At 50.6% G+C, this 13,465-nt stretch carries 15 protein-coding genes and 1 pseudogene; 4 read left to right on the forward strand and 12 right to left on the reverse strand.

Annotation, left to right across the window (positions count from 1 at the left end):
• Positions 1–5 precede the first annotated feature (5 nt).
• From UM181_04585 to UM181_04600, 4 genes are read left to right on the forward strand one after another with little or no spacing between them, the layout of a single operon-like run.
• Complete coding sequence (locus UM181_04585) at positions 6–980, forward strand: ABC transporter permease (protein ID WQC63884.1); 975 nt, start codon at positions 6–8, stop codon at positions 978–980.
• On the forward strand, positions 977–1,882 hold the full coding sequence (locus UM181_04590; GenBank protein ID WQC63885.1) for an ABC transporter permease: 906 nt from the start codon (positions 977–979) through the stop codon (positions 1,880–1,882). The genes UM181_04585 and UM181_04590 overlap by 4 nt, the downstream gene beginning before the upstream one ends.
• Complete coding sequence (locus UM181_04595; GenBank protein WQC63886.1) at positions 1,883–3,565, forward strand: ABC transporter ATP-binding protein; 1,683 nt, start codon at positions 1,883–1,885, stop codon at positions 3,563–3,565. It abuts the gene before it with no gap.
• 4 nt (positions 3,566–3,569) lie between these two features.
• The gene (locus UM181_04600; protein WQC63887.1) at positions 3,570–4,184 is read left to right on the forward strand and encodes a glutathione S-transferase family protein; all 615 of its coding nucleotides are present in this window, start codon (positions 3,570–3,572) and stop codon (positions 4,182–4,184) included.
• Between the two features lie 235 nt (positions 4,185–4,419).
• On the opposite strand, the gene UM181_04605 is transcribed toward UM181_04600, so the two are convergent.
• The 12 genes and pseudogenes from UM181_04605 to UM181_04660 form a co-directional block, all read right to left on the reverse strand.
• Positions 4,420–4,920, reverse strand: a complete 501-nt coding sequence (locus UM181_04605) for a DUF3299 domain-containing protein (GenBank protein WQC63888.1) — start codon at positions 4,918–4,920, stop codon at positions 4,420–4,422.
• 22 nt (positions 4,921–4,942) lie between these two features.
• Positions 4,943–6,193 carry an ABC transporter permease gene (locus UM181_04610; protein WQC63889.1) on the reverse strand — a complete coding sequence of 417 codons (1,251 nt, stop codon included), beginning with the start codon at positions 6,191–6,193 and terminating at the stop codon, positions 4,943–4,945.
• A complete protein-coding gene (locus UM181_04615; protein WQC63890.1) occupies positions 6,190–6,885 on the reverse strand; it encodes an ABC transporter ATP-binding protein in 696 nt (231 codons plus the stop codon). The genes UM181_04610 and UM181_04615 overlap by 4 nt, the downstream gene beginning before the upstream one ends.
• A gap of 6 nt (positions 6,886–6,891) precedes the next feature.
• Positions 6,892–7,551 (reverse strand): DUF2796 domain-containing protein, encoded by a 660-nt coding sequence (locus UM181_04620; GenBank protein ID WQC63891.1) that lies wholly within the window; start codon positions 7,549–7,551, stop codon positions 6,892–6,894.
• A 114-nt stretch (positions 7,552–7,665) separates the two neighbouring features.
• Positions 7,666–7,944 carry a DUF6525 family protein gene (locus UM181_04625; GenBank protein ID WQC63892.1) on the reverse strand — a complete coding sequence of 93 codons (279 nt, stop codon included), beginning with the start codon at positions 7,942–7,944 and terminating at the stop codon, positions 7,666–7,668.
• Positions 7,944–8,579 (reverse strand): DUF1826 domain-containing protein, encoded by a 636-nt coding sequence (locus tag UM181_04630; protein WQC63893.1) that lies wholly within the window; start codon positions 8,577–8,579, stop codon positions 7,944–7,946. Before UM181_04630 ends, UM181_04625 begins: the two co-directional genes overlap by 1 nt.
• A gap of 65 nt (positions 8,580–8,644) precedes the next feature.
• Positions 8,645–8,788: pseudogene (locus UM181_04635) on the reverse strand (GTP-binding protein).
• 16 nt (positions 8,789–8,804) lie between these two features.
• On the reverse strand, positions 8,805–9,872 hold the full coding sequence (locus tag UM181_04640; GenBank protein WQC63894.1) for a GTP-binding protein: 1,068 nt from the start codon (positions 9,870–9,872) through the stop codon (positions 8,805–8,807).
• A 3-nt stretch (positions 9,873–9,875) separates the two neighbouring features.
• Positions 9,876–10,922 carry a zinc ABC transporter substrate-binding protein gene (locus UM181_04645; protein ID WQC63895.1) on the reverse strand — a complete coding sequence of 349 codons (1,047 nt, stop codon included), beginning with the start codon at positions 10,920–10,922 and terminating at the stop codon, positions 9,876–9,878.
• A gap of 10 nt (positions 10,923–10,932) precedes the next feature.
• Complete coding sequence (locus UM181_04650; GenBank protein ID WQC63896.1) at positions 10,933–11,802, reverse strand: metal ABC transporter permease; 870 nt, start codon at positions 11,800–11,802, stop codon at positions 10,933–10,935.
• The gene (aztA, locus tag UM181_04655; GenBank protein ID WQC63897.1) at positions 11,799–12,584 is read right to left on the reverse strand and encodes a zinc ABC transporter ATP-binding protein AztA; all 786 of its coding nucleotides are present in this window, start codon (positions 12,582–12,584) and stop codon (positions 11,799–11,801) included. The genes UM181_04650 and aztA overlap by 4 nt, the downstream gene beginning before the upstream one ends.
• Before the next feature lie 82 nt (positions 12,585–12,666).
• Positions 12,667–13,068 carry a Fur family transcriptional regulator gene (locus tag UM181_04660; protein WQC63898.1) on the reverse strand — a complete coding sequence of 134 codons (402 nt, stop codon included), beginning with the start codon at positions 13,066–13,068 and terminating at the stop codon, positions 12,667–12,669.
• Positions 13,069–13,465 lie beyond the last annotated feature (397 nt).

Genomic DNA, 13,465 nt, shown 5'->3' on the forward strand with positions numbered 1-13,465 from the left:
GGGCGATGGCATACTTTATCCTGAAGCGGATCGTACAATCCGTGTTCGTGATGGTGGCTGTCGCCTTTTTGGCTTTTTCCTTATTTCGCTTCGTCGGAGATCCGATCACGCAGATGACGGGGGTTGAAACCTCGATAGAAGATCAGGAACGTTTGCGCGAGGAGCTGGGATTAAACGATCCATTTATATCGCAATTTCTGCGGTTTACGCGCGAGATGCTGCAGGGCGATTTTGGCTTTTCATACCGAACCCGTCAACCGGTCGCGAATATGATCGCCGATCGCATTCCTGCAACGCTTGAACTGGGCGTCGTGGCCTTGATTATCTCTCTTTTGGTGGGCGTACCGGCAGGCGTGTATACAGCGTTAAAACCCCGCGGCGTTTTGAGTCAAACCATTTTGATGACCACGCTGGTTGGTGTGTCGATCCCAACCTTTGTGATCGGCATCATGTTGATCTTCATCTTTGGGGTCCAATTGGGCTGGCTGCCAACGTTTGGGCGCGGTGGCACGGTGGCAATTGGCAATTGGGACAGCTCGTTCTTTACCCTTAATGGTTGGCGCGCATTGCTTTTACCTGCGATCACCCTTGGCGTTTACCAATTGACGCTTACGATGCGTTTGGTACGCGCTGAGATGATGGAGGTGATGCGATCCGATTATATCCGCTTTGCCATGGCGCGCGGTGTTCCCATGAGGCGCCTGCATTATAAACATGCTCTGCGGAACACAATGGTGCCCGTGATCACCATTGTCGGGCTACAATTTGGCGGTGTTATCGCGTTTTCGATCGTGACGGAAAGCGTTTTTCAATGGCCTGGCATGGGATTGTTGTTTCTGGAATCGATCCGTTTCGTTGATATTCCGGTGATGGGCGTCTATCTTGTGGTGATCGCTTTTTTCTTTGTGCTGGTAAACCTTGTGGTCGACTTGCTTTACGTGGCCATCGATCCACGCCTTCGAATTAAAGAAGCGTCATGAGCGCCTTTTTGAAAAAATATGAAGGCCTGTGGCTGTTTCTGCATTCGCCCGCGGCAATCATTGCGGCGGCAGTTGCAGCCTTGATTGTTTTCGGAGCGGTGTTTGCCTCTTGGATCGCATTGGTGAACCCTTACGATCTTGCATCTTTCAGCTTGTTTGACGGCTTGTTGCCGCCAGTTTGGCAAGACGGCGCAAACTCAAAATACCTGTTGGGCACGGATGATCAAGGCCGTGATATGATCTCATCGATCCTATATGGCGCGCGGCTATCGCTGATCATTGGCTTATCGGCTTTGGCGATTGCAGCGGTTCTCGGCGTGGGGCTTGGTTTGGCGGCCGGGTATTATGGCGGTCGGTTTGATGTCGTTGTGATGCGGATCGCGGATGTGCAATTGGCATTGCCGGCTATCCTGACCGCCCTCTTGATTGATGGCATAGCGCGGGGAATTTTGCCACAATCCATTCAGCAAGAATTACGCGTTATGGTTTTAACCCTCGCCATTGCGCTGTCGCTTTGGGTTAACTTCGCCCGTACAGCGCGCGCATCAACTTTTGTGGAGATGAACAAAGAATACGTACAGGCCGCCATTATGATGGGCCAACGCCCGTTGCGGGTGATGTTTGTCCATATCCTGCCCAATATTCTTGGCCCGCTTTTGGTAATCATGACGGTTGACTTGGCCTCTGCGATTTTGCTCGAAGCCACCCTGTCTTTTTTGGGGATTGGGTTGCCTGCCGATAGCCCCAGCCTAGGCACGTTGATCCGCATTGGCATGCAATTTCTTTTATCGGGTGAATGGTGGATTTTATGGATCCCCACCTTGGTCCTTGTTGCCTTGGTGGTGTCCATCAATATCCTTGGTGATTTTCTACGTGACATTTTTAATCCAAGGTTACGCTAGATGCTAACAATCACAGGTTTAACCGTAAAGTTTCCGTCTCGGTTTGGCGATTTTACCGCTATTGAAAATGTGGATATGAGCATCAAAGCGGGTGAAATTCACGGATTGGTCGGTGAAAGTGGCGCGGGAAAATCAACTGTCGGGGCTGCCGTAATCGGGCTGCTTCAATCGCCTGGTTACGTTGCAAGTGGAACCTTATTATTGGGCGAAACCGACCTACAGGCCCTGACATTTACACAAGCCCATGAGATCCGCGGCGCTAGAATTTCGATGATCTTTCAGGATCCTCAAACCAGTTTAAACCCGTTGATGACGATTGAGGATCAATTGATCGAAACGATTCAAGCTCATTCAGATATCAGCGATACCGCAGCACGAAAACAGGCGGTTGATCTGCTGGAAGAAATCGGAATTGAAAATGCGTCTGAACGCATAAAAGCCTATCCTCATCAATTTTCTGGCGGCATGAGGCAACGGGTTGTGATTGCATTGGCGATCTGTACCGATCCCGACTTGATCATCGCAGATGAACCGACAACAGCCTTGGATGTTGCAGTGCAATCGCAGGTTCTTAACCTGATCCAACGATTGGCCAAACAGCGCCAGATTGCCTTCATGTTGATTACACATGATATCGGCGTCATAGCGCAAGTGGCTGATCGCGTGACGGTCATGCGAAACGGCCGCGTCATGGAGGCCGGTGAAACAGCTCAGGTTTTAGGGGCCCCAAAAAACCTTTACACCCGCGCTTTGATGGACGCAGTGCCGCCACTCGATCGCAAAATTGATCGCTTTCGCGTTCCCAAAGATGACCGCATCGCCTCGTCGCGGGGCAAAATGGCAGAGCGCTGGCTACTTGAAGGGCAACAGCACGACCTTACGGGGCTGAGCGTGCACAACCTTACCGTAACGTTCGAGGGGCCACGCACATCCTTTTTTCGTAAGCCCCCAATCTACGTGGCGCTGAATAATGTCACATTAAACATTAAGCCCGGATCGATCATGGGGTTGGTAGGGGAAAGTGGATCTGGAAAATCAACATTGGCAAAAGTAATCACCGGCCTTGTGACGCCCCAAAGCGGGGAGATGCAATTGGGCGATGCGGTGCTGCCAATTGGAAAATCCCGAAATCGCCACCATCTGTCACGACAGCTGGTGCAAATGGTCTTTCAAGATCCATATTCCAGTCTGAATTCTCGCCATTCTGTGGGGGATATTTTAACCGAACCACTGTGGTTCTATGGCTTTATCAAAAACCCGGTCGAGCGCAAAAATATGGCGGCTTCGATGCTGTCTTTGGTGGGGATGCCGCCAGATGCGATCAACAAATACCCGCATCAATTTTCGGGCGGTCAACGTCAACGTATTGCAGTCGCCCGCGCGCTTCTTGCGCGCCCGCGATTTCTGATTTGCGATGAACCCACTTCTGCGCTGGATGTTTCGATCCAAGCCGAGATTTTAAATTTGCTGAAAGAGCTTCAAGCGACATTTGGACTGACGATCCTGTTTATCAGCCATAATCTTGCCGTGGTGCGGCAAATGGCCGATGATACCGCTGTTTTGCGAAATGGCAGCGTTGAAGAGGTCAATACCACAGACGCAGTTTATGAGGCTCCTCAAGCAGAATATACCAAATCACTGCTTGCGCAAACGCCGGTGATGCCACCGTCTTGGAGAACATAGGCCTATGCTCAAATTATACGGATATGACACGATCAATACCTTAAAGATACTGATGCTCTTGTTTGAAACGGGATCAGATTTTGAATTTATACCGATCAATATTCGCACAGGCGAGCAACACAGCCCTGATTTTCGTGCGGTAAACCCTGCCGGAAAGGTGCCCGTAATATGGAATGACGGTCGTCACCAAACAGAATCAAATGCGATCCTTCTCAGCTTGGCCAAGAAAGCCAGCTGGGGTCTTGTGGCAGACCCTTCCTTGCAAGCTGACATAACAACCTGGCTGTTTTATCAGGCCTCGGCCCAAGGGCCCTATTTTGGGCAAATCGAATATTGGGCAAGATTGGCAAAAACGCCCAATCCAGCTGCATCCGCCCACTACAGTGCAATCGCCAGCCGGTCTGTTGAATATCTCAATGATCAACTGAACACCAAGAAATATCTCTGTGGAGATGTATATACGATTGCCGACATCGCGCTGTTTCCATGGCTGCGCATACATAAACATCTTGGTCTATCACTTGAAAATGCGGAAAATCTATCGCGTTGGCATGAGGCTATTTTGGCAAGACCGGCGACTGAGGAAGCGCTCACTTTTTTTGATGGTATCTCTTCTTAGGCCTTAAGGGCTTTTTAAATATATTGATAAAATACGCGTATCAATCATTGATTTATTTTAATGACTAGGCGGCATATCAAAGGTTCAAGCCGGCCTGCGCTACCGTTTAACAGGTCAAATCAATGCTGAAAGCCTGCTTGGTCACAACGATTTCAAGAGCGCATTAATCGCATGTTTTTGATCAGCGGGCGCGGCTGCGACGCACCGGTTTAAACACAGGATAAAAAAGCCGATCCTACCATTCATAAACCTCCATATGGTCGGCCTCAATAAAATACCCGGTCTGCCCGATATCGGTTGATTGAAGCTGCGTGCGCATACCCCCAGTAACCCAAACCGGATCCCATAATTGATCGCCTGGCCAAGGCGCCTTCGCCTGCACCAAAACAAGCTGATTGGCCGGAGGCGGCGGCGTGTGAATACACGCCCCAACATAAGGCACCAACATGAAATCCCGTACACCCTCAGCGCCAATATCAAACGGAATGATAAAGCCGGGCATCCGAATATAGGCCCCGTCCAGCGCGTCGTTCAATTTGATCGCATTTTCATCATAAACGGGGTTCCAAAAATCATTCACCTCGTCAATCTCGCCTTCGGCAATAATTTCTGCATAAGGCACACCGGGGGGGATTAAATCATCCCACATAATCAACTTTGGGGTTTTGGCATGGGCCATTTTCGCGCTGGCAATCATACTGGCAAAAAGCAATAAAGAAGTTCTGCGGTTGATCATGTGAGCGGCCATACCTTCGCTATTACGTGTGCACGATCATACCATCGGCAACAGAAAGTTTATAGGCCCGTAAAGCAGGTATCAGGCTCACAATCGCGCCCGCGCAAACAACGATGAAAAGCACAGCCAGCTCGCGCAGATTTGGTGCTTCGATTGGCAGCCAAATCCCGAAATTACTATCAATGCTGGATTGCGCGCCACTCAGCGCTGCATAAAGCATTATCACGCCCAGTACCGCGCCCAGGCTGGCCATCACCACGGCTTCAAACACCAGCATGCCGCATATAAACAGCGGCCGCGCGCCCATCGCGCGAAAAATTGCGATCTCTCGGCGGCGCTCATTCAAGCTTGAGAAAATAGTCGCCATCATGCCGATTAAAGCGGTAAGAACGACCAACACCGACACAGCCAAAAGCGCCGTTTCAGCAAGACCAACAATCCCCCAAAGCTCTTGCAAGGCCACGCCGGGAAAGATCGCCAATAAAGGCTCTTCGGGATACTCGTTTATGGCCCGCTGCAAGGCAAAGCTTTGCAATGGGCTTTTGACGCCGATCAAAGCTGCTGTAACCGCGCTGGGGGTGAGCTGCATTTCACGAAGCTGCTCTAGGGGCGTTGACTGGCCCACCACCTGCGCTCCGCCCTGCCAATCAACATGGATAGCTTCAATCGCTTCCATACTCACGATCACGGTCCGATCCACCGGCGTTCCAGTTTTTTCCAAAACCCCCGAAACGCGGAACGGCTGGTCTTTATGGGTGCTAAAAGAGGCAAGGCCATGGGCAACAATGATCGGCGCATCAACCTTATAGCCCAATGTCACCGCGACATCCGCGCCAATAACAGTATCAAATAAATCTGCCATAAACGCGCCCTCTGCCAGCGCCAGCACCCGCCCTTGTCGATATTTGTAATGCTCAAAAAAGGCCCGGTTTGTGCCCATAACGCGGAACTGACGGTGGCTATCACCCAAAGAAATCGGAACGATCCACTCAATCTCGGGGCGCGCTGCAATATCTTGATAGCTTTTCCAGGTTACATTATTGGTGGCATTCCCAATGCGGAAAACGGAATATAATAAAAGCTGCACCGACCCCGACCGCGCACCTACAATCAGATCCGTACCAGAAATAGTATCGGCGAAGCTAGACTTGGCACCCGTCCGTATTTTTTCAACGCCCAAAAACAGCGATACTGACAGCGCGATTGCAAGAACCGTCATGCCCACGGTCAGCGCTCGGGCAAAAAGGGAGGCTATTGCCAGACGCAAGATCATGCTGCGCCTCTTTTAAACTCTGCGATCTCTTCCATATGGAGGATCCGATCAAACCGCGGGCCAAGCCTTTCATCATGGCTGACCATCACAATAGATGTGCCCTGTGTTTGAGCTTGCGTGAAGAGCAGATCGAGAAACGCATCTTGGCTGTTTATATCTAAGGCCGAAGTCGGCTCATCCGCAATGATTAACGGCGGATGACCGATCAGAGCGCGCGCCACCGCAACGCGTTGCTGTTGCCCCACGCTTAAAGAACTGGCCTTTTCACGCCCAATATCAACCGGCAGACCAAGCGCGGCGCAAAGGCGTGCTACTTCTGATTTGGCATCTTTAACCCGGTTGCGCCGTATCGGAGCAAAACGCAAAGGCAGTAAAATATTATCGGCCACTGACCCAAATGGCAGCAGGTTGAATTGCTGAAATATCACCCCCAGCTGCTCGGCCCGGAACCTATCGCGCGCACTCGCTGATAGGTTTGTTATCTCAGTTTTTGCGATTTCAACGGAACCCTGATCTGGCAAAAGTGTGCCGCTGATCACGGATAGCAGCGTAGATTTACCTGTGCCGCTTGCCCCCAAAAGCAATAGTTTTTCCCCGTATGAAACCGTCAAATCGGCTAGACTTAAAGAAAAAGATGATCGGCCCGGCCAACGAAAGAAAACCTTACGAAGCTTAAGAACTGGCTTCGCCATCTTTTTTCAAAGCCCCAAATCAAGCCGCGGCGCGCCGCTCTTTATCTCAAACGCGCGGGCGCCCGATTGCGATATGAGTTGCAGCGCGACCTGTTTTGAATTCGGAAACGCCTCAAAATAGGCGAAATCAATCTGGGTAAGCGCCTCTATATTGCTGCAGATGAGGCTGTATTCTGCATGAAACTCGGTGTGACCAGAGGATGCGGCATGCTTCTCTTCATCGTGATCGTTGTGATCTTCATGTTTATGGTCGTGCTCATCATCATGGTCGTCATGATCGTCATGGTCTTGATGCCCAACTTCGGTATGCGCATCTTGGCCTTGGTGATCCTCTTCATTCGCGCCATGATCCGCATCGCTTTCCAATTCTACCTGCACCGCTTGCACTGCGCAGCGCGCCGCTTTGGGCAAAACAAATAAATCAAGCGGTGCTTCTAATGTTTTTAGCGCCGCAGAAATTGCGGCAAGATCCGCATCGCTTTTCGCTGCATATTCGAAACCCACGATATCAGCACCGGGGGCGTGAAGCTCCATCACTACCAGCGGAGCTTCAATCGCGATATTGAGAGCACCAATGCCATGTTCATGCGCGTTCAGCTGGCGCGCGTCTTCCGAAAAAACCGGTGACGCAATAATAAAAAAAATAATAGAGGTTAACGTTTTCATAATTAAGACCTATTTGATAAAGCTTTTAAATATTATCTGGCGCATCATCCACAGCGCCGTTTACGTTCAATAAGATATCAAAATGCCATAAAGGCGCGTTAGTCAAGTTTCGATTTAATCTCCAGCATCTGGATGATTTTTGCCCCAAACACGCTCTGCATCTTTTGACAGAAGTCGCCTTTGAATGCGGCTGAGCTCTTCGAAAGCTTTCTCGCGGCTGCCCATTTTCGCCAAGGCACGCTCAAACGTTTTGCGCACTGATCTGGGTCTCCACGGCAAATCCGCGGCCGCAATCCAAGCCCGTAATTCTTGCGAGAGTCGATCAAAATCTTGCATAGGGTCTTCATTTCGTAGCGAAGATTTCAGGCTGGTCTGACCACGATTATGCGCCATTACACCCCCTCATCTAGATCTGCGATTGGATCAAGAACCAGAACCAGTCGGGTTTGGACTGTGCCTTGAATGGGGGGAGATCGGTGCACCAGATCCAGTTTTGCTTTAGAAGGCCAGCGTTTGCCGCGCAGAACGATTGCTGCTCCCGTTGGAACCCTGTGAACTATTTCGGGATCCCTAGCAGCATTTGCGAGCCCATATTGGGTGCCGGTGCCACGATAAGTACGTATAAGCCGCGCAGTCAGCGCATCTATGTGAAAGCGGCTGCAGGCATTATGCGAGATAACATTAAAGCGTAAGCGCAGATATGGGGCTTTCATAATATGCAAAAACGCATCTGAAAGCTGTTGCGCATGCGCGATAAAGGCGTCGCGTTCCGCACAAACCGGCATCTGAGACATGCCACAAATTTGAACCAAGGCGCTGTGAACCCGATCTGGGCGCAAGATAACACGTGCTTTTGGCAAACACGCCGGGTCTAATGATGCGAGCCAGGCCAAAATATGAGAAGATATTCCGGCTTGGCACAATACTCCTGCGCAATCCGGATCTTGAATAATCGAAAAATCGCTAGCGGTTTGTGCAAGCGCAACCCCCACCAGCGCGTTTTTGTTCTTGTCACAGAGCATGCTCATGCGGCTTCTTCAGAACGGCGCCAGATGGAATGCTCATAGATTTTATTGAAATCAGATAGGGCGGTATCAATATTTACCTCTGACGTATCGAAGACAAACACCGCAACGCGGCGACCTTCACGATTATTCAACGCACGGCGTAAAAGAGTGGTTTTAGCAGCTCCTAAAAAGCCAGATAAAACCGTAATCGGAAGTCGTTTATCAGTCATAAAAACACCTTATTATTTAGGATGCTAAGGCCGGCTCAGTTGCCCGCACGCGCAGCATATCAAGGCTCCGCTGCAAGTCGGGTCGGGATAAATCACGAGCAATAATCACAATGCGGGTTCTACGATCCTCTTTCGACCAGTCTTTTAACTGCACAGGTGGTGCAAAAATATGCTGCACCCCGTGGATAACGAAAGGGGCCTCGATGCCTTCAAGGAACAAAATACCTTTCACACGCAATATATCAGGGCCTCTGATCGCAATAAGCGTGTCGAGCCAAAGATCAAAAGCGGCATCCGGCAGCGGATCATCCAAAATGATCGAAGCTGATCCAATCCGCGTATCATGCGCTGGCAAAGGCGCTGCTATTTGAGCGGCGGGGGCAAAACCTGACAGGTTTTCAAGCGCCTCAAATTGTGGCGTTTCACCAACTGTCCAATTCAAAGCTTGCTGCTTTGTGGCGTTGTTGTGAAGCGCGCTTAACCCCCATAGTTTTCCAAACAAACCCGTGCCTAAGATGGATCGGATGATGGTGATGCCAGGGTTCAAACCATATAAGCGGGTTTCCAAACTTTCCATATCAGCAGGGTTTACGAGATCGGTTTTGCTTAGAACAATCAAATCCGCCATAGCCGCTTGAGACACGGCCTCAAATTGTGCATCAAGCGTGGCAGCCGCATGCGCGGCATCCACCACCGTTACAACGCCGTCCATCCGGGTGTTTTTTGCAAGAAAATCATCCACCAGTAACGTCTGCAAGATCGGGCCGGGATCCGCCAATCCAGTGGTTTCGATAACGATACGGTCAAATGCAACTTCATTTCGCACCCGGCGCTCAAACAAATCCGAGATGGTCTGAGAGAGGTCACCACGCACCGAACAGCATAGACACCCCGATCGCATTAAAATAATTTCTTCACTGCTTTCTTCGATCAGATCGTGATCCAACCCTGCTTCGCCAAATTCATTGACGATAACAGCCACGCGCCCGGCAGAATTGTCGGATAGAACGGCATTGAGCAAAGTGGTTTTGCCGGCGCCAAGAAATCCTGTGAGCAATGTTACTGGAACGCGTGGATCTGCCATCGTTTAGTTCCCCAAAGCGTCGAAGAGCGTCGTTGCATTATGGCGCATCATATCAAGATAAGTGGATGCCGGCCCGCTTTGCGCCGAAAGCGCATCTGAGTACAACGTTCCCCCAATCGTTGCACCCGTCTCATTTGCGATCTGCTGCATCATACGATTATCAGTGATCGATTCGATAAACACTGCCGAAATGCTTTCTTCGCGAATTTGTGTGATCAAGGCAGCGACATCGGCGGCTGAAACTTCGCTATCAGTGCTCATTCCTTGGGGCGCAACAAAGGTCAGATCATACGTTGCCGCAAAATATCCAAAGGCATCATGCGGCGTTACCACCGTTCTTTTATCTGCGGGCAAACTTTTCATCATCGCCCCAATATCAGCACGAAGCGTCTCTACCTCAGTTATAAAAGCGGCGCGATTAGCATAATAATCTCCGGCGTTTTCAGGGTCTGCCTGAGCAAGCCCTGCGGCGATGTTATTGGCATAGATCACAGCATTCTCGAGGCTCTGCCACGCATGCGGATCAAATGCGCCATGATCATGCCCCGCGTGGTCGTCGTGCTCATCATGCTCATCATGCTCATCGTGGTCGTCGTGGTCGTCGTGCTTTTCATGGTCATCGTGATCGTCATGGTCAGCGTGGTCGTCGTGATCATCGTGCTTATCATGATCGTCGTGATCATCGTGATCATCAAAGGCTATTGGGACAACGCCCTTTGTCGCCACAACCATCGCGCCGCCGAAGGACGCGGCTTCGGCAAGACGTTCTAACCAACCTTCAAACTCAAGGCCGTTCAAAAACAACACATCAGCCTCTGCAACCGAGCGCGCAACCTTTGGTGTTGGTTGATAGACATGCGCATCGCCATCTGGTCCAACCAGCGTTGTAAGTGCGATATGTTCGCCGCCGATCCGCTCAACCATATCCCCAAGGATTGAAAAGGTTGCCACAACGGGAAGGGGTTCTTCGGCCCATGAGGCCAAGGGAAACGATAACGAAAAAGCGGCAAGAGCCGTAGCAGATTTCAGCGCAGAACGTAGAGACGTCATAGTAGTCCTTTCAAGGTTTTAAGTTACGGTGTGGTAGGTTTTGCGCAATTGCGCCCCCCACCGGCCCAAAGATAATTGACAGCCCATAGCCGATACCGGCCGCCAAAATGATTGCTGGCCCCGAGGGGAGACTGTAATGAAACGATAAGAGTAACCCGATCACGCTTGAGAGCATCGCGATCAACGCGGCAACAGCGATCAAGCCAGCGATTGTTTCCGCCCAAAACTTCGCTGCAGCGCCGGGTAAAATCATAATACCTACCGCCATTAAAGTGCCCAGCGCATGGAACCCGGCGACCAAGTTCATCACCACAAGCGCCAAGAAAACAAAATGGGTAATCGCACTCAACTTGCTGACAGAGCGCAAGAACTGTGGATCGGCGCATTCTAGCACCAAAGGTCGAAACAAAAGCGCCAAAACCAAAAGCGATACGCTGGCGAAGGAACACAGCAGAATAAGCGCGGTATCGTCTAACGCGAGCACTGTTCCAAACAGCACATGCATCAAGTCAACGTTATTGCCATGCGTTGATACGATCAACACGCCGATGGCCAATGAAATAAGATAAAACGCAGCCAGGCTTGCATCTTCACGCAGCGACGTTACCCGCGCCACGAAACCAGAAGCCAATGCAACCAGCATGCCTGCGATCAAACCTCCAACCGTCATCGCGCCAAGCGAAAGACCCGAAACCAGATAACCCGTTGCCGCACCTGGTAAAATTGCATGCGCCATTGCATCGCCAGTCAAGCTCATATGCCGCAGCATCAGAAACACCCCCACAGGGGTGGCGCCCACCGACACGGCGATACAGCCCAAAAGCGCACGGCGCATGAAGCCGAAATCCACAAAGGGCGCCAAGAGCACATCCCAGATCACGCCGCGCTCTTTCCGCAAGTATGTGGATTTGCGGCGCAGGCCTCGCACATTTGGCGGGCACGAAACTGGTTTTCGGATGTTAAAACTTGTGCCGTAGGCCCATGCGCCACAAGCTCACGCGCAAGCATCATGGTGAATGGAAAATGTGTACCCACTGTGGCGTAATCATGCAGAACCGCCAAGATGGTGCGGCCTTCCGAATGCCAGCGTTTGATCACATCAATCAAATCGGCCATCGTTTTTGCATCGATCGCGGCGAAGGGTTCATCCAACAAAACCAGACGCGCGTCTTGCAAAAGCAGCCGAGCAAACAAAGCCCGCTGCATTTGCCCCCCCGATAAGGATCCAATGGTGCGTTTTTCAAACCCGGTCAAACCTACCGCAGCAAGGGCAGCATCCACCTTCGCGCGCATCTTGCGGGTCAGCTGGCCGAAAGCGCCTAACTCGCGCCAGAGCCCCATCGCCACAAGGTCAATCACGCATATCGGAAAACTTCCGTCAATCTGGGATTGTTGCGGCAGATAGGCAATCTCATCTTGGTGAAACCCGTCGATCAAAACGCCCCCTTCCAGGGGAGAAATTGCGCCGGTAACGCCTTTTAGCAAGGTTGATTTTCCTGCCCCATTCGGGCCAACAATCGCTGTAAGACTGCCCTCTCGAACCTCTGCCTCCAATTCCTGGACCGCAGGCATCCGGTCATAACCCAAGGTCAGGTTCTGAAATTTAATCACACCTGTCATAAAGAACTTAAAGGGTTTGTTGCCCAGAAGAACCCAAGCCATAGCGCGGCAGCAATCAGGCTGGCAACGCCCAATCTAGGCCCAATCCCAATAAGCAAAGGGCGGAAGGAACGCTTTTCTTGTGTCATACTTTGGCCTGCGAGGGTCCACAGCTTGCGCAGATCCCATTCACTTCGATGATATGGCGTTGGGCAGAAAAACCAGATTTTCGTAACGCGGCGCTCAAACGCGAAAAGATATCAGGCTCAAAATTCTCTTCTACAACGCCACAATCTTCGCATATTGAAAGTACCGAGGTTTGATGATGCGCCTCGCTTTGACAAGCGACAAAGGCATTTAACGATTCCAAACGATGTATCTGGCCACGCTCACCCAGCGCAGCAAGCGCCCGATACACGGTTGGCGGCGCAATTTTCGGATATATTTCCTGCAGACGTTCAAGCAGCGTATAGGCAGAATACGGGCTCTTGCTATCGCGCAAAATGGTAAGGATTTCCCTTTGCATTTGCTTTCCACGCTTGCCCATACCATGTTCCTTAGCGACTCAATACGGAATTAGTTATATTATAACATTGCACATCACAAACATTTTTTTAACCCGATAGAACGAGCTAAGAATGCAATTTTCTTACGTAAGAAAAATATTTAGAAACTGGTAATTTTATCGGGTGTATACGCGTAAATGGCCATAATATTAGCGATAGATACAAAACAAAATATAAATATCCGCGCGCGTAGAAGGCCCTCATTTGGGTGTTTCACACCAATGAAACAGCCATTACACTCTATCGTTTTTTTGAAAAAATTCGCGATGGTAATTTGGGAAGTTGCCCGCTAAATACAGAAATAATTATTCTCAGTCTTGGCGCGGGGTTAAACTGTTACGGCACTCAAAATCGCATTCTGATATGTTTATCAACACC

The organism is Alphaproteobacteria bacterium US3C007 (genome assembly GCA_034423775.1).
In the GTDB taxonomy this organism is placed as follows: domain Bacteria; phylum Pseudomonadota; class Alphaproteobacteria; order Rhodobacterales; family Rhodobacteraceae; genus Thalassovivens; species Thalassovivens spotae.